We start from the raw sequence: 17,450 nt of genomic DNA on the forward strand, positions 1-17,450 counted from the left end.
CAAATGCATCAATTGGTCGTATCTAAATCTTGGAATCGTCCAACGCACCCACATGTAGAAAAATATAAATCCACAAATTTTTACAAATAAAACGGCTATTCCTATAACATTTGCAATATTAACACCCCAGTTTTCAACTGCCCAACTCATTCCAGGATAATTATATCCGCCAAAGAATAGAACTGCTAAAATTGTTGATGAAATGAACATATTCGCATATTCAGCAAATAAATAAAATCCCATTTTCATGGATGAATATTCAGTATGATAACCTCCAATTAACTCAGATTCACATTCGGCCAAATCAAAAGGAGTTCTGTTTGTTTCCGCAAATGAACAAATCAGGAAAATTAAGAATGATAAGGGCTGATAAAATACATTCCAGTTCATTCCTTGTTGCTGTAATGAAATTTCTTTTAAACTCATTGTTCCGGTCATCATCAATAATGCAATCATTGATAATCCCATTGCAACTTCATAAGAAACCATTTGCGAAGCTGCACGAACAGCTCCCATCAATGAGAATTTATTGTTAGAAGCCCATCCACCAATCATGATACCATAAACTCCAACTGAAAGAACTCCAAAAATGTACAGTAAAGCAATATTAATATCAGTTGCCTGAAGTATTACATCTCTGCCAAAAACATGAAGCTTATCTCCCCACGGAATAACTGCACTAGTCATTAAAGCAGTACTCATGGCAATTGCCGGTCCTACAACAAATAAAAATTTGTTAGGAGTATTTGGAAAAAATTCTTCTTTAGAAAATAATTTCATACCATCAGCAAGAGGTTGCAATAAACCTCCCCATCCTGCACGGTTAGGTCCTACACGATCCTGAAGAAAAGCCGCAACTTTACGTTCAGCCCAGGTAGAATACATTGCCATAATCATTGTTACGGCAAAAACCACAACAATTACAACACTCTTTTCTATAATAAACGCACCATCTACCATCATTAAGAATTTTTGTTGTTAGTGTTTAATGGAATCTCAGCCATACTAATTTTTTTACGGTCGATATCTCTACCTTGTAGTATTGTTTTTTCTGTATCAATTATTACTTTCTCTAATTTTTGAGTGTAATTGTTTTGATTGATAACAGAATCTTTTTCAAATTCTCTTGGCCCTTCAATAACCCAGTCATTCACATTTTTATGATCAAAACGACAACTGTTACAAATGAATTCTTCCACTTCATGATATTCATCTTTGCGGCCAGTTACACGTTGGATTTCTCCTCCAAACATCCAAACTGTTGTTTTACCACAACATCCAGGAGTTGTACATTCTCTGTGCGCATTGTAAGGTTTGTTGAACCAAACTCTTGATTTAAAACGGAAAGTTTTATCAGTCAATGCCCCAACAGGACAAACGTCGATCATATTTCCTGAGAACTCATTGTCGATAGCTTTTGAGATACCGGTTGAAATATTAGCGTGATCGCCACGATCTAATACTCCGTGAACCCTGTTGTCTGTCAATTGATCTGCAACTTGCACACATCTTTGGCATAAAATACAACGGTTCATATGTAGTTGAATATGTGGACCAATATCTTCTGGTTCAAATGTTCTTTTTTCTTCAATAAAACGTGATTTCGGATTTCCGTGCTCAAAACTCAAGTTTTGAAGATCACATTCACCAGCCTGATCACAAACCGGACAGTCTAATGGGTGATTGATCAATAAAAATTCAGTAACAGATTTACGGGCTTCGGTTACACGATCCGATGATTTACTGTTCACTTCCATTCCGTCCATACAACCTGTTACACAAGATGCCATTAATTTTGGCATTGGTCTTGGGTCAGCTTCACTTCCCTTTGCAACTTCAACTAAACAACAACGACATTTACCGCCGCTGCCTTTTAATTTTGAGTAATAGCACATGGCTGGCGGAACTAAATCTCCACCAATCATACGTGCAGCTTGCAGGATAGTTGTTCCTGGCTCTACGTCTATACTTTGACCGTCTATGGTTACTTTCATTTCTTTGTCTTGTTTTTTTAGTTTCACGTTTAAAGTTTCAGGTGTTGGACTTGAAACTAAAAAAAATTGAAACTTGAAACTATTTTTAACTTTATACGATTACTTTACCGCCTACTAAATGTTTCACTTGCGAGAAAGGTTCAGTAACAAAGTGATCTCTATTTTTTATTTTTTCAGGGAAACGAACGTGATATTCAAACTCATCTCTAAAGTGACGAATTGCTGCTGCTACTGGCCATGCTGCTGCATCTCCAAGCGGGCAAATCGTATTACCCTCGATTTTACTTTGAATGCTCCACAATAATTCGATATCTTCTTCACGGCCTTGACCGTTTTCGATTCTCCACAATATTTTTTCCAACCATCCGGTTCCTTCACGACAAGGTGTACATTGTCCGCAAGATTCATGGTGATAGAAACGAGAAAAATTCCAAGTGTTTCTTACTACACAAGCAGTATCATTGTAAACGATAAATCCTCCGGAACCTAACATCGATCCGGTAGCAAAACCACCATCACTTAGAGATTCGTAAGACATTAATCTGTCTTCACCATTTGCAGTTTTAAAAATTAATTCAGCTGGCAAAATTGGCACTGACGATCCTCCGGGGACAAATGCTTTCAAAGGTCTGCTCGAAGACATTCCGCCTAAGTATTCATCAGAATTCATGAATTCATCAACACTTAAACCTAATTCAATTTCGTAAACTCCCGGATTTTTGATGTGTCCCGAAGCTGAGATCAATTTAGTTCCTGTTGAACGACCGATTCCGATTTTAGCATAATCATCACCAGAATTGTTGATAATCCAAGGCACAGTTGCAATAGTTTCAACATTATTTACTACTGTAGGGTTTGCCCATAATCCTGAAACCGCAGGAAATGGTGGTTTGATACGAGGATTTCCTCTTTTACCTTCTAATGACTCAATAAGTGCAGTTTCTTCTCCGCAAATATAAGCACCAGCTCCACAGTGAACGTATAGTTCTAAATCGTAACCTGTTCCTAATATGTTTTTTCCTAACCAACCGGCTGCTTTAGCTTCGGCGATTGCTCTTTCTAGTATTTTGAAAACCCACATATATTCTCCACGAATGTAGATATAAGATAAGTTAGCGCCTAAAGCAAAACTTGAAGTAATCATTCCTTCAATCAATAAGTGAGGAAGGAATTCCATCAAATAACGATCTTTGAAAGTTCCCGGTTCAGACTCATCGGCGTTGCAAACTAAATGTCTCGGTTTTCCTGATTTTTTGTCAATAAAACTCCATTTCATTCCAGCAGGGAAACCAGCACCACCACGACCACGAAGACCTGATTTTTTTACTTCTTCAACAACTTCGTCTGGCGTAAGTGTTTTTAAAGCTTTTTCTACAGAAGCATAACCACCATTTTGGCGATATACTTCATAAGTTTTAATACCCGGAATATTGATTTTATCTAATAATATTTTTTGTGACATCTTATTTATCGTGTAATATTATTTTATCATCTCTGCAATCAGCGATTAACTGATCGATTTTTTCCTCTGTCAATTTTTCTTTGTAGAAATCGCCTAATTGCAACATCGGAGCGTATCCGCAAGCGCCTAAACATTCTACACCGGCAATGGTAAACATTCCGTCTGGAGTTGTTTCGCCCATTTTAATGCCTAATTTTTCAGAAGTATAATCCATTAAATTTTCGGCACCATTTAAACAACAACAAGAAGTCTGGCAGAATTCGAACATGTATTTTCCAATTGGTTTTTGGTTGTACATGGTATAAAAAGTAACCACTTCATAAACCTCAATTGGTTTTATATGCAAAATTTCAGCAACTTTATCCTGCAACTCTGTACTTAACCAGTTATCATGCGCATCCTGCACTTCATGCAAAACAGGCAACAAAGCCGATTTTCTTTTGTCTTCAGGATAATGACTAATTAATTCATTGATGCGGGTCATCAATGCTTCAGTCATGTTTATTTCTTGTTTGTAATGTTTTCTTTCCATTTTATTCTTTTTTTGCCGCTAAGGCGCAAAGTCACAAATTTTTAATCTGAATTCTAAAATCTAAACGCTACAATTTTTATGCGTCTAATTCTCCTGCAATAACATTTAAACTTGATAGAATAACAATTGCATCTGATAGTAAAGCGCCTTTGATCATTTCAGGATATGCTTGGTAATAAATAAAACAAGGTCTTCTAAAATGTAATCTGTATGGAGTTCTGCTTCCGTCTGTAACTAAATAAAATCCTAGTTCTCCATTTCCACCTTCAACAGGATGGTAGATTTCTGCAACTGGTACTGGAACTTCTCCCATTACAATTTTAAAATGATAAATTAAAGATTCCATTGAAGTGTAAACATCTTCTTTTGGAGGAAGGTAATAATCAGGAACTTCTGCGTGATATTCATTTCCGGCTGGCATTTTATCTAAAGCCTGACGTATGATACTCAAACTTTCGCGAACTTCTGCATTACGAACACAAAAACGATCGTAAGTATCACCTGATTTTCCAACAGGAACAATAAAGTCAAAATCTTGATAAGAAGAGTAAGGATGTGCAACACGAACGTCATAATCAACTCCCGCAGCACGTAAATTTGGACCTGTAAATCCGTAAGCCATTGCTTGTTCAGCTGAGATTGCACCTACGTCTACAGTTCTGTCAAGGAAAATTCTGTTTCTTTCGAATAAGTTTTCAAATTCTTGCCAAGCGATAGGAAAATCTTTTAAAAACACATCTAGTTTGCGGAAAGCTTCTGGTGACCAATCTCTTTCGAAACCACCAATTCTTCCCATATTTGTTGTTAAACGAGCACCACAAATTTCTTCGTAGATCTCGTAAACTTTTTCTCTAAATTGAAAAACGTATAAGAAACCGGTATAAGCACCAGTATCAACACCTAGAATCGAATTACAAATTAAGTGATCTGTAATACGTGCCAATTCCATTACAATAACTCTTAAATATTGAGCACGTTTAGGTACTTCGATATTTAGTAATTTCTCTAAAGTCATCCACCATCCCATATTATTAATAGGAGAGGAGCAATAGTTCATACGGTCTGTAAGAGGAGTAATCTGGTAAAAAGGACGATTTTCGGCAATTTTTTCGAAAGCTCTGTGAATGTAACCAATGGTTGGTTCAGCTTCAAGAATTCTTTCTCCGTCCATCAACAGGATATTTTGAAAAATACCGTGAGTGGCAGGGTGTGTTGGACCTAAATTCAATACTGAAAGCTCGCTTCCGTCTTCGTTTAGTTTTTCCTTTACTATTTTAGCATAACGATGCTCTGGTGGTAATAATAGTTCTGACATTTATAATGTTGAATTATTTATTTTTTAGCAATTTGTTGTTGTTCTTCCAAAGAATCTGTCATCTTTATCCGTTCTTCCGCTATCTTCCATTGGGAATTCTTTTCGCATCGGGAATGATATCATTTCATCCATATTCAAAATACGTTTCAATTGTGGATGCCCAATAAAGTTAATCCCGAAGAAATCGTATGTTTCTCTTTCCATCCAGTTTGAACTTAAGAAAATGTTTGAAATGGTTTTTATCTCCGGTTTTTCACCGTTAATATATACTTTGATTCTAATACGTTTGTTTTCGTACCAGTTATGCAGGTGATACACTATTGCAAACTGACGATCTGTTTCGTTGTCCGGATAATGAATACCGCATAAATCGGTTAAGAAGTGAAAACGTAAGTCAGAATCGTTTTTCAAAAAAAGAATTAAGGCTGTAATTTTATCAGCGGTAGTTTCCAGTGAAAAAATATCTCTTTCTTGTTGAAAGTTAAAAACACTTGCATCAAATGTTTCTGTAAGTTTATCCTGAATCAGGGTATTTTCTAAAGCCATCTTATGAAATGTTATATGAAGCTAGTAATTCTTGGTACTCTGGTGAACTTCTGCGTCTCACAGATTCAGATCTTACCAATTCTTGAAGTTTCATTACTCCATCTACTATTTGTTCTGGTCTTGGTGGACATCCCGGGACATAAACGTCGACTGGAATTACTTTGTCAATTCCTTGTAAAACTGAATAAGTATCGAAGATTCCGCCTGATGAAGCACAAGCTCCAACTGCAATAACCCAGCGAGGTTCAGCCATTTGTTCGTAGACTTGTCTTAAAATAGGAGCCATTTTTTTAGAAATAGTTCCCATTACCATTAACATATCTGCCTGACGAGGAGAAAAACTCACACGCTCAGAACCAAATCGTGCTAAATCATAATGTGAAGCCATTGTAGCCATAAACTCGATTCCGCAACAAGAAGTTGCAAACGGTAAAGGCCAAAGAGAATTCGCACGTGCCATACCTACAACATCATTTAGTTTTGTGGCAAAAAAACCTTCACCAACAACACCTTCAGGAGGGGCTACCATATTTACTTTTGAATCGCTCATTTTATTTTAGATTTCTGACTTTAGATTTTAGATTTGGGGAAATCGTAAAAGTTAAAATCAATTTTTAAATCAGTATATTAATTCGAGGAAATCAAATCTTAAATTGTAATTCTAAAATCACCAATTTAAAATCTAAAATCGTTTTATTCCCAGTCTAATGCTTTTTTCTTGATGATGTAAAAGAAGCCTACTAAAAGGAGTGACATGAATACGATCATCTTTAACATTCCTTCAATTCCAAGTTCCTTAAAGTTTACTGCCCAAGGATAAAGGAAAATTACCTCTACGTCAAACAATACAAATAAAATGGCAACCAGGAAATATTTTACTGAAAAAGGAATACGGGCATTACCAACAGATTCGATACCGCACTCAAAGTTTTTATCTTTAACTTCTGAGGTTCTTTTTGGGCCTAATTTTCCAGAAATAATGATTGTTCCTACTACAAAACCAACAGCCAGAATAAACTGCATTAAAATAGGAAGATAACTATATTGATCAGATTGCATAAACTTAGGGTTTTTTACTTAAAGAATAAGCCACAAAGATAACTTTCAACTCTGTAAATCACAAGCTAAAAAAGGATTTAAGTTTATCACTAAAGGGTCATTATTTGTAATTTTTATTGATTATAAATAATAACATCCAATTTTAAGTTTTTTTTAAGATTTGAGCAAAAAAAAACGTCTCGAAATTAATCGAAACGTTTTTTAAACCATTCAGAGGCAAAAAAAATAAATTGCTATATTTTTCTTAGATTACTGCTACTTTAGCAGCAACTTTCCCTTTTCTTCCTTCTTCTTCTTCGTAGCTTACACGGTCACCTTCGCGTAATTCTTCCGCGTTAATTCCTGAAGCGTGAACGAAGATATCTTTTCCTGTTTCTTCGTCTGTAATGAATCCATAACCTTTAGATTCATTGAAAAATTTTACTGTACCTGTACGCATTGTAATTGTAATAATAATTTATAATGAAGCAAATGTAATATATAAATTCATACAAAAGACAATAAGGTGTTAATTTTTTGTAAAAATTATTGATTCACAGTGTTTTCGCTATTTATATTGCATCAATTTTGATATGGAACTCCTTTATTTAGGAATCATCAATTGTAAGAAAAAAAGTTAAAAAAGTAGCTTATAGTTTACAAATTTTTCTTAACTTTTGCACAAGTTAATTTGCTATTTTAGGATTATGTGAGAGAATACTTGTATTTACTGAGATTGTTCGTTTAATCGAATATATTTCTAAACTAAAAAAAGGCATAAAAAGAAAAACGGCAGCTAAAAAGTTTAGCTGCCGTCTCATTTTTCAAATTCTCAGAAATTTATATTGAGTCAATTTTAATGTGTAATTCTTTTAATTGCGCATCATCAATTTTAGCCGGTGCATCGATCATTACATCACGTCCTGAATTGTTTTTTGGGAATGCAATGAAATCTCTAATAGTTTCCTGACCTCCTAAAATAGCAACTAATCTATCAAGACCAAATGCTAAACCTCCGTGTGGTGGTGCTCCAAACTGAAAAGCATCCATTAAAAAGCCAAATTGCGCTTTTGCTTCCTCTTCAGTAAAGCCTAAATATTTAAACATTAACTGTTGAGTCGCTTTATCGTGAATACGAATTGAACCTCCGCCAATTTCATTTCCATTCAAAACCATATCATAAGCATTTGCACGAACTTTTCCCGGTTCAGTTGCTAATAAATGCATGTCTTCCGGTTTTGGAGATGTAAACGGATGGTGCATTGCATGATAACGGCCACTTTCTTCATCAAGTTCTAATAATGGAAAATCGATAACCCATAAAGGAGCAAACTCTTCCGGTTTACGCAATCCTAAACGAGTTGCTAATTCCATACGAAGTGCAGAAAGCTGACCACGTGTTTTATCAGCCGGACCAGAAAGTACAAAAATCATATCGCCAGGTTTTGCTCCTGTAATTTTTGCCCATTGTGTTAAATCATCCTGATCATAGAATTTATCTACAGATGATTTAAAAGTTCCGTCGTCATTACATTTTGCATACACCATTCCTGATGCTCCAACTTGCGGACGTTTTACCCAGTCAATTAATCCGTCAATTTCTTTACGGGTATAATTTCCTGCTCCTGGAACAGCAATTCCCACAACTAATTCCGCAGCATTAAATACCGAAAAATCTTTATGTTGTGCAAATTCGTTTAACTCACCAAATTCCATCCCAAAACGAATGTCCGGTTTGTCATTTCCGTATGTTTTCATAGCATAGTCGTAGGTAATTCTAGGGAATTTATCTACATCAATACCTTTAATTTCTTTAAGTAAGTGTCTTGTCAAACCTTCAAAAACATTCAAAATGTCTTCTTGTTCTACAAATGCCATTTCGCAGTCGATTTGTGTAAACTCAGGCTGACGGTCCGCACGTAAATCCTCGTCACGGAAACATTTCACGATTTGGAAATATTTATCCATTCCACCCACCATCAATAATTGTTTGAAAGTTTGTGGAGATTGCGGCAATGCATAAAATTGTCCTTCGTTCATACGGCTTGGTACAACGAAATCTCTTGCGCCTTCCGGAGTCGATTTGATTAAGTAAGGAGTTTCAACTTCGCAAAAATCTAAATCCGATAAATATTTACGAACTTCCATCGCTACTTTATGACGGAACAATAAACTATTCTTTACAGGATTTCTTCTAATATCTAAATAACGATATTTCATTCGGATATCTTCTCCACCATCAGTTTCATCTTCAATTGTAAACGGAGGCGTTAATGCTGCATTCAAAACAGTCATTTCTGTAACTAAAATTTCGATTTCACCAGTCGGAATATTTTTGTTTTTGGCTTCACGTTCAATTACAGTTCCTTTTACCTGAATTACAAATTCTCTACCAAGAGTTTTTGCCAGTTCAAAAACCGTTTTATCAGTACGACTTTCGTCGAAAATAAGTTGTGTAATTCCATAACGGTCACGTAAATCGACCCAATTCATAAATCCTTTATCGCGTGATTTCTGGACCCAACCCGCTAGTGTAACTTCCGTATTAATATTTGAGGCGTTCAATTCGCCACAATTATGACTTCTATACATGATCAAAATTTTAGACTGCAAAAGTAAACACAAAATTCAAGATAATATAGTAAAGTGATAAAGTTGATAGATGGAAATTTGAAATATTTTGTTAATTCTTAAATTTTAGCGCAGTAATTTCTTTAGATTTGAATTACTTAAAACAAACTATAATTAATATGAAAAAACTTTTTATAACTAGTCTATTGATTTTTAGTGCTTTGAATGTTATTGGTCAAGCCAAAAATCAAATAAAATTTACGGCTAAAATCACCAACAGAAATAGCGATACTTTAGTTATTAAAGGAAAGGATAATTTTAAACAAGTTATTCCAATTAATAAAAAAGAAGTTTTTGCTGCTAATTTTGAAGCTCCAAAAGGATTTTATATGTTTTCTGACGGAACAGAATCTTCGAATTTATATTTAAAGCCGGATTCTGATATCAATTTAACGATGAACGCAAAAGAATTTGACGAGACTATACTATATAAAGGTAAAGGTGTTGATGAAAGTAATTTTATGGCACAACAAGCTTTAAAAGATGAGCAATTTCAAAAAGAGGCTTTCGCCAAAGAACCGGCAGAGTTTGCCACTTTATTAGCAGCAAAGAAAAAGACAGATATTGAAAATGTCGAAAAAGGGAATTTTGACCCGGAATTTAAAACAGCATTAAAAAATAGTTTTGAAAGTTTCAATCAATATGCGTCCCAGGAATACGACAGGGTATCAAAAGCAAATAAACTAAACGGAAAACCTTCGCCTGATTTTGATTACGTTAATTATAAAGGAGGAAAAACAAAACTTTCTGATCTAAAAGGGAAATATGTTTACATAGATCTTTGGGCAACATGGTGTGGACCTTGCAGAGCTGAGATTCCTTATTTGCAAAAAATTGAAGAGAAATATCACGGAAAAAACATTGAGTTTGTTAGTATTTCAATTGATAAACTGAAAGATAACGAAAAATGGAAAAAATTTGTAGCAGATAAAAATCTGGGCGGAATACAATTATTTGCTGATAAAGATTGGGAATCTGAGTTTATTACAAGTTATGGTGTAACGGGAATTCCGAGATTTATTATTGTTGATCCAAAAGGAAATGTTTTAAGCGCTGATGCAGATCGACCATCGTCTCCAGACCTTGAGAAGCAATTAGATACATTATTAAAGTAATTTATTATAAAAATTACAACGATATAGAAGATTTACTTTTTTAGTAAATCCCAGTAAAACCAATGCTTGAGCATTGGTTTTTTTATTTTTCATAAATTCCCAATGTTAAGTTTTTACTCAATGTTACCAAATTGTTAACTAAAAGTTTTTTTAATGTAAACAATTAATTATATTTGATAAAGATTTGATAACATTAATACCTACAAGATATGAAAAAGTGTGTAATTTTAGTTGCAATATTGTTCTCTGGAATTTTAGTTGCACAAGAGGTAAAACCAGAATTAGAAGCTGTTGGAAACAAAGTAAAAGCTACTTATTATTATGAAAATGGTAATGTACAACAAGAAGGCTTTTTTAAAGATGGTAAATTAGATGGCGTTTGGGTTTCATATGATGAAAAAGGCAATAAAGTTGCCGTAGGAGAATACACAAACGGATTAAAAACTGGAAAATGGGTTTTCTTCAATGAAAAAAACCTTTGCGAAGTTGCTTATGAAAACAGCAAAATTAGCTCAGTTAAAAACTTACAGAAAAATGCTTTGGCAAATAGAAATTAATACAATTTCAAAATAATATTTGAGAACCGCTTTTATGAGCGGTTTTTTTTTTGGATTAAAACATATTGTGTTTGTGGAGAAACATACAATATTGTGAATCTGCATTGCGAATTTACCGTAGAGTCCGCAAAGTTTATATCATAAAATAAGATAAAAACTTTTGTTCTTTGCGGTTAAAATTTTTATGATTTTATTTTTTTACAGGATTTATTTCTTCTTCCGTACCAAATTACAAAACCCGTTACGGGCAAAGCTGCTGCGATCAAACTAATTATAAAGGCAATTATTTTTCCGGGCAGATTTAAAATTTGTCCCGTGTGAATGCTGTAATTCATTTCAACAACTTGTAAACCTAAACTCTTTTTTTCAAAATTTTGACTTTTAATTAATTTTCCATCGCTTGGATGGAAATAATAATTGCTTTGATGATCGTATCTTAATGTATGCGGATAAGCCCCGGAATTTATCAGATCGCCTTTTTGCTGTGGATAGGTTACAAAAATCATTTCGGCTTTTGGCTGTAATTTTATAGTTTCAACAAAAGCACGATCAACGGCGATAATTTTATTAGAAGTAAATTTAGTTATATCAATTACGGGAGGTTTTGTTTCTAAGGTTTTACTTCCGCCAAAATTGAAACTTTTGTAAATGCCGTCTCCAACCCATTCATAAGTAAAAGTCAAACCTGTAATGGCCATAATAATAGCAATAACAGCAATATAAAATCCCGATGTATTGTGCCAGTCATAGTTTACACGACGCCATTTTGCGGACCACTTTACAGAAAAACTTCTTTTAATATCACTTTTGCGTTTTGGCCACCATTGAATAATTCCCGAAATCATTAGTAAAATAAAAATGATTGTTGCTCCGCCAATAATATGTTTGCCAATATAATCCGGTAATAATAAATACAAATGAATATACTCTACAATAATAAAAAAGTCAGTTTCAGGATTTTCAGTTTTTAAATATTTTCCTGTGTATGGATTAAAGTAGAGATATCGATTTTCTGTATCAGAATAAGTATAAACAATTGCAGATCTGTTTTTTCCGTAAAAGGAAACCATAGATTGTTTATAATTTGGCAGAATTTCTTTTGCCTTTTCCTGTAAAACTGAAGGAAGGATAAAAGGTTTATTTTGAGGTTCAACCAATCGCCATTCTTTACGGGTTATGTCTTTTATTTCATCATGAAAACAAAATATACAGCCTGTAATGCTGATTATAAAAACAATAAGCCCGGAAATTAATCCGAGCCATTTATGTAGAAAACGTATTTTTCGTTTGAATCCCATTTCTGAATAAAAGCGTAAAAGTATACGCTAAATCTCGTGGGGACAAATTATTTATGCCAATTTTTAAGAAACTGCTTTTTTCGGCTTTAAATGATAAGCGACATAAAGTGTAATTGATGCCAAAACCATCCAGAATACATCTATAAAGAAAACCTGAATATGGTTTTGCATAAATGAATTCCAAAACCAATTTCCGGATACAATTCCGTTTGTTATTGGGATCAGAAATCCTAAAATACTTCCTGAAATTAAGCAGAATTTATTCGTGAAAGCATCATTTTTCTTAATTATAAAAAAGATTGTAAGGATTAACCATACACCAAAATAAACCAGGAAAAGATTATCCTGAGTTAACGGATAAAATATTTTAGCAGCAATAAATGCAAGCGCCGTTATTGGATACATGCTCAAACAAATTGCCAAATAGATACGAACAACAGTTGCGTTGAAACGTCTTTTCTTTTCAGGCAGATTATTTTTTTGTCTGGCAACTAACCAAATCATCACGCCCGAAATAATTACAAAACATGTAATAATTCCTAAAACAAAACTCACAATTTTTAAAGCATATCCACCATAATCTCCAAAATGTATTCTGTACAAAACATTTTTTACGACGTCGAGATAATTATTTTGTGTGACAGGATTTTTCTTTGCAATCTCTTTTCCATCAGCAATTCGGTAAACTACTTTTCCAATTCCTGTGAATTTTTTATGACTTAACATTTCACCTTCAACAACAACATACATATTTGCATCGCCATAATTCTGAATTAAAACGCGTGTAATTTCGAAATTTTTCCAGTTGCTTTTTGCTTTTGCAACTAACTGATCAATATTAAATGGTGTTGCTAATTTTTTATTATCAAATTTATAAACGGGATCGTTATATTCTAATTCTTTGTATAGTTTATCCTGATCGCCTTTGTACAAAGCCATTACAGCAGGCGCGACAATCAAAAGCTTGATCATAAAGAAAGCTCCGGTTACAGCATAAACAAATTGAAAAGGTAAACCAATCATTCCTAAAGCCGTATGTGCATCTGTCCACAGCGTTTTTAATTTTTCCTTTGGACGGAAAATATAGAAGTTGGAAACGATTTTTTTCCAATGTAATAAAACTCCGGTCACAATTGCAAACAAAAAAAATAACGCAACAAAACCTGAAAGATAATAACCAACTGGGTAAGGAATCTGAGCCAGAAAGTGTAAACGGTATAAAAATTCCCCTAACGAATAAGATTGTTCATAGGTATAAGTTTTGAATGTTTTTGTGTCAAGATAAAAAAACGTTCCTTCTTTTTGTTTGGCTGGAGCCAAAGTGTCTTTGGTTCCTTCAAGATAAACGGCAACTCTTCTTTCATTACTTGGTTTAGAAATCGTGATGTTTCTTCCGTGTAAAACGTATTCTTTATCAAGTTTATTTACAGTTGTATTATAGTCTAATTGTATTTCTTTGGTAATTGCCGATGATTCATTTCTTTCCCAATTGATGATTTCATCTCTGAAGAAAGAAAAAGATCCTGCGAAAAAAATCACGAAAAGAACTACGCTAATAACGATTCCGCTAACGGTATGTGTATGAAAATAGATATTATAATTACGGTTATTCATAAGTTACTTTGCTATCGGATTATAGGTTTGACCCAAATAAATAAAAAGAGAAAAAACTAAAGTTAGCAGGATATAAATACCCCAGATTTTCCATGCGCTTTTTGCTAAAAAAGCAATTACCATTAGTGCTACCCAAAGTATAAATCCGGTAAAAGCCATTGTCATTAAAATATTAGCACGATTGAACCAGGATGCTAAAGCCAAATGAAAAGTGACCGAAACCAAATAGCCGCCTATTATAGCCGCTGTAATTTTGGCAAATCGTTGCCAGGGAGATTGGGTTAGATATTTAGGATTTGCTCGCATATTTTGGTTAGAAATAAGTTAGTGGTAATAAAATTCTAGTAAAGCAACAATTACAAAAAGGGCAATAATAGCGAATCGGTTAATTTTTTTTAATGGAGTTAAAATGATGATTAAACTTCCAATAGTCATTAATTGGATAAAAAACATCAAGGTTCCGCAACACAAAGATTGTGTAATTAACCATAATGAATAGGCAAGAAGAAGAAGACTTAAGCCCACAATTTTAGTTGGTTTTGGGTTGCTCTTCATCCATTTTTCAAAACCTAAATCATAAGATAAAGTAGCTCTTTTGGATGTGTAATAAAGAGTATAAAAAGCTAAAAAAACGATAAGACTTGCTATTGTTATCATGATTTTATGAATTTAAAAAACACCTTTCTGTTTAACGAGAAAGGTGTTTGTTTTATTTTTATTAGAATTTGTATGAAAAACTAGCAGAAACAGTTCTCATATTTCTTGGATGAATTGTAGACCAGCCATCGTAAGTGTCAACATTAGCAATATTGTCAAGTTTTAATGTCAATGTATATTTTTCTGTTCCGTAGAAAATAGAAGAATTTAAAACAGTATACTCAGGAAGAGTAAATGTTCCGGCAATTGTGCGGTTCATGATTTTGTTTTTGCTGGCATAATTTCCTCCAAAACCTAAACCAAAACCTTGTAAATCTCCTTCTGGAAATTTATAACTTGCCCAAAGATTGGCTAAGTTTTGAGGTCCTCCACTTTCTGGTCTGTGACCTACGAAGTCTGGATCACCAGCAAGTAAAACAGCATCATTATAGCTATATCCGGCAACAATATTTAATCCTGGAATTGGATTAGCAACAATTTCAGCTTCAAAACCTTTGTTTTTTTGTGCTCCATCTTGAAAAGCTGTTTGCGTTGTAGCGCCATAAACAACATAAACCTGATCTTTTACTTCAATATTATAATAGCTAAATGTTGCATATAATTTATCTCTGAAGATGTTCAATTTTGTTCCAATTTCAAATTGATTAGCATGCTCTGGTTTAAAAGTTCTTGGTCGTGTACTTCCGTCAGATAAAATTTCTGTTACAGGAGCAGAATTTGCAAAACCATCCATGTAATTAGCAAAAAGAGATACTTTATCAATAATTGGCTGATAAACTAATCCGAATTTTGGTGAGAAAGCAGTTTGATTGAAATCATCTGCGTTTGTGCTTAAATCACCCGCTGTAATAAAACGGTCAACACGTAAACTAGCCATTGCAGATAAAGCAGGAGTGAAGTTAATTACGTCAGATGCATAAACACTATAAACTTCTTGTTTTGTTTTATTAGTGCTTAGTCCTGCATTAGCGATAAGAGCATCAGTTCCAGCTTTAGTTAAATTTCCATTATCACCGTTAGTGATATAATCATTAGGATCAGTAATTTTATAAAGATATTGATTCACAGTTGCCAGATCCAGATTACCAATATAAACATTCCCATTTGACACATAATTAGAACCATTGTCAATTGCTCCTCTATTGAAGTAATCTAAACCAACCACGATTCTGTTTCTCATGTTCCCTATTTTAAAATCTCCAATGAAATTTTGTTGGATATCAGTTGTAAGCGTTGTAGAGTTTTGGTAATTCATAGAACGTCCTAAAACAATTCCTTCGCTTATCTCAGTTGGTGCAAATCGTGTTCCTTCATATAAATAAGAATAATATCCTTGTGATGAAGAAGAACCTCTGGAAACCACAGTTTGAGAAGTCCATTGGTCATTAAATTTGTAATTCATTTGCCCTTGAAGACTGTAAGATGGAGTTTCCATAACAAGTTGATTACTTGTATAAGAACGTTTATTATCATAACCTAACTCATCCATGTTGTGAACTCTTAGAGCAGTACCTCTGTCCAAAAACAACATTGTTGCATTCGTCTGTTTGTTGCTCATGAATTCTGTATTAATGAAAAACGAAAGTTTATCACTAACCTGGTAAGATAATGATGGTGCAAAAAAGAATGATTTTTTAAATCCGGCATCCTGAAAACTGTTTTCTGTGTGGTAAGCACTATTTACACGGAAATTGATTTTATGTTCTTCGTCTAATGGAGTATTTACATCTACAGTAACTCTGTTTAAACCATTACTTCCTGCAATATAGTTTACCTCACCACCAAAATGGTCATATGGTCTTTTTGTAGTGATGTTAATTAAACCACCGTAAGAGATTAGGCTACTTCCAAATAAAGTTCCAGATGGTCCTTTGATCACCTCAATTTTATCAATATTAGCAGGGTCTAAACTTCCGTTTGTTAATCCCGGTAATCCGTTGATCATAGTTGGCTGAACAGCAAATCCTCTTAAAGAGAAATATCCTGCTCCATCTCCACCACGTCCTGTAGAAGCCCAAAGTGGTGTTAATCCTGGTGCATTTTTAAGTGCGTCGTCGATATTTGTGACTACTTGTTCTTTTAAAAGTTCACTTGTAATAGTAGTGTAAACTTGTGGGTTTTCAAGATTTTTAAGCGGTAATCTTGAAACTTGCTGATTCTCTTTGCGAGCTAATGGATTTTTTTTATTTCCATTTACTACAATTTCGTCTAATTGTTCTGAGTTTGAACTAATAGTAAAATCTTCAATTACGTCATCTCCATTATTAAGAGAAATGCTTTTTTCTTTAGATGAATGTCCAACAGCAGAAACTCTAATTACGTAGTTTCCCGGTTTAAGATTTTTAATTTCATAAAAACCATTACTGTCAGTATTAGTTCCAATTTTTGTTCCTTTTAGAATTACTGAAACATTGTCTGCAGCCTGATTGTTGGTTAAGCTAATTTGACCTTTGACACTGGCTTTTTCCTGAGCTGTAATATTTGTAGCAGCTAATAGAAAAAAACAAAAGCTCAAAAAAGAAATTGTAAATTTATATTTCATTTTTATTTAGAATTGATTTAATAGTGCAAATTTAATCGTAGAATATCAATCAAACAAGCTATTTTTATTTATTCTAAATAAAATATTTTTTAAAGGGTAAAATTTACGTTTGTTTAAAAAATTAACATCTTAAGCAAGATTTAAGCCAA

At 33.7% G+C, this 17,450-nt stretch carries 17 protein-coding genes; 2 read left to right on the forward strand and 15 right to left on the reverse strand.

Annotated features, from left to right (window positions below; genetic code table 11):
• The 10 genes from nuoH to aspS all read right to left on the reverse strand — a co-directional run.
• Nucleotides 1-963, reverse strand: a 963-nt coding sequence (gene nuoH, locus ACHZDT_RS09230) for an NADH-quinone oxidoreductase subunit NuoH (RefSeq protein ID WP_394774338.1), incomplete at its 3' end; no start/stop codon positions are given.
• Nucleotides 963-1,994 (reverse strand): 2Fe-2S iron-sulfur cluster-binding protein, encoded by a 1,032-nt coding sequence (locus ACHZDT_RS09235; protein ID WP_394774339.1) that lies wholly within the window; start codon nucleotides 1,992-1,994, stop codon nucleotides 963-965. The genes nuoH and ACHZDT_RS09235, both read right to left, overlap by 1 nt.
• 91 nt (nucleotides 1,995-2,085) lie before the next feature.
• Nucleotides 2,086-3,456, reverse strand: a complete 1,371-nt coding sequence (gene nuoF / locus ACHZDT_RS09240) for an NADH-quinone oxidoreductase subunit NuoF (protein WP_394774340.1) — start codon at nucleotides 3,454-3,456, stop codon at nucleotides 2,086-2,088.
• A gap of 1 nt (nucleotide 3,457) precedes the next feature.
• A complete protein-coding gene (locus tag ACHZDT_RS09245) occupies nucleotides 3,458-3,988 on the reverse strand; it encodes an NAD(P)H-dependent oxidoreductase subunit E (RefSeq protein WP_074662557.1) in 531 nt (176 codons plus the stop codon).
• A gap of 76 nt (nucleotides 3,989-4,064) precedes the next feature.
• Nucleotides 4,065-5,303, reverse strand: a complete 1,239-nt coding sequence (locus tag ACHZDT_RS09250; RefSeq protein WP_394774341.1) for an NADH-quinone oxidoreductase subunit D — start codon at nucleotides 5,301-5,303, stop codon at nucleotides 4,065-4,067.
• 24 nt (nucleotides 5,304-5,327) lie between these two features.
• Nucleotides 5,328-5,849 (reverse strand): NADH-quinone oxidoreductase subunit C, encoded by a 522-nt coding sequence (locus ACHZDT_RS09255; RefSeq protein ID WP_394774342.1) that lies wholly within the window; start codon nucleotides 5,847-5,849, stop codon nucleotides 5,328-5,330.
• Between the two features lies 1 nt (nucleotide 5,850).
• Nucleotides 5,851-6,399 (reverse strand): NADH-quinone oxidoreductase subunit B, encoded by a 549-nt coding sequence (locus tag ACHZDT_RS09260; protein ID WP_127338250.1) that lies wholly within the window; start codon nucleotides 6,397-6,399, stop codon nucleotides 5,851-5,853.
• A 143-nt stretch (nucleotides 6,400-6,542) separates the two neighbouring features.
• The gene (locus ACHZDT_RS09265) at nucleotides 6,543-6,908 is read right to left on the reverse strand and encodes an NADH-quinone oxidoreductase subunit A (protein ID WP_055097501.1); all 366 of its coding nucleotides are present in this window, start codon (nucleotides 6,906-6,908) and stop codon (nucleotides 6,543-6,545) included.
• Nucleotides 6,909-7,152: 244 nt separating this feature from the next.
• Entirely contained in the window at nucleotides 7,153-7,347 is a 195-nt protein-coding gene (locus ACHZDT_RS09270) for a cold-shock protein (protein WP_007137066.1), read from the reverse strand.
• Between the two features lie 380 nt (nucleotides 7,348-7,727).
• Nucleotides 7,728-9,479 (reverse strand): aspartate--tRNA ligase, encoded by a 1,752-nt coding sequence (gene aspS, locus ACHZDT_RS09275; protein WP_394774343.1) that lies wholly within the window; start codon nucleotides 9,477-9,479, stop codon nucleotides 7,728-7,730.
• Nucleotides 9,480-9,637: 158 nt separating this feature from the next.
• On the opposite strand from aspS, the gene ACHZDT_RS09280 reads away from it, so the two are divergent.
• Together ACHZDT_RS09280 and ACHZDT_RS09285 are read left to right on the forward strand one after the other, a co-directional pair.
• Nucleotides 9,638-10,633 (forward strand): TlpA family protein disulfide reductase, encoded by a 996-nt coding sequence (locus ACHZDT_RS09280; protein ID WP_394774344.1) that lies wholly within the window; start codon nucleotides 9,638-9,640, stop codon nucleotides 10,631-10,633.
• Between the two features lie 209 nt (nucleotides 10,634-10,842).
• Nucleotides 10,843-11,190, forward strand: a complete 348-nt coding sequence (locus ACHZDT_RS09285) for a toxin-antitoxin system YwqK family antitoxin (protein WP_213295807.1) — start codon at nucleotides 10,843-10,845, stop codon at nucleotides 11,188-11,190.
• A 182-nt stretch (nucleotides 11,191-11,372) separates the two neighbouring features.
• Here the strand turns inward: ACHZDT_RS09285 and ACHZDT_RS09290 are convergent, their stop codons facing one another.
• From ACHZDT_RS09290 to ACHZDT_RS09310, 5 genes are all read right to left on the reverse strand, one after another.
• Nucleotides 11,373-12,488: a PepSY-associated TM helix domain-containing protein gene (locus tag ACHZDT_RS09290; RefSeq protein WP_394774345.1), complete on the reverse strand. Its 1,116-nt coding sequence runs from the start codon at nucleotides 12,486-12,488 to the stop codon at nucleotides 11,373-11,375.
• A gap of 63 nt (nucleotides 12,489-12,551) precedes the next feature.
• Complete coding sequence (locus ACHZDT_RS09295; protein ID WP_394774346.1) at nucleotides 12,552-14,102, reverse strand: PepSY-associated TM helix domain-containing protein; 1,551 nt, start codon at nucleotides 14,100-14,102, stop codon at nucleotides 12,552-12,554.
• A gap of 3 nt (nucleotides 14,103-14,105) precedes the next feature.
• Nucleotides 14,106-14,408 carry a hypothetical protein gene (locus ACHZDT_RS09300; RefSeq protein ID WP_394774347.1) on the reverse strand — a complete coding sequence of 101 codons (303 nt, stop codon included), beginning with the start codon at nucleotides 14,406-14,408 and terminating at the stop codon, nucleotides 14,106-14,108.
• An 18-nt stretch (nucleotides 14,409-14,426) separates the two neighbouring features.
• Nucleotides 14,427-14,759 carry a hypothetical protein gene (locus ACHZDT_RS09305; protein ID WP_394774348.1) on the reverse strand — a complete coding sequence of 111 codons (333 nt, stop codon included), beginning with the start codon at nucleotides 14,757-14,759 and terminating at the stop codon, nucleotides 14,427-14,429.
• A 61-nt stretch (nucleotides 14,760-14,820) separates the two neighbouring features.
• A complete protein-coding gene (locus ACHZDT_RS09310; protein WP_394774349.1) occupies nucleotides 14,821-17,301 on the reverse strand; it encodes a TonB-dependent siderophore receptor in 2,481 nt (826 codons plus the stop codon).
• Nucleotides 17,302-17,450: the final 149 nt, after the last annotated feature.

This window comes from Flavobacterium sp., from assembly GCF_043722275.1.
GTDB lineage: Bacteria > Bacteroidota > Bacteroidia > Flavobacteriales > Flavobacteriaceae > Flavobacterium.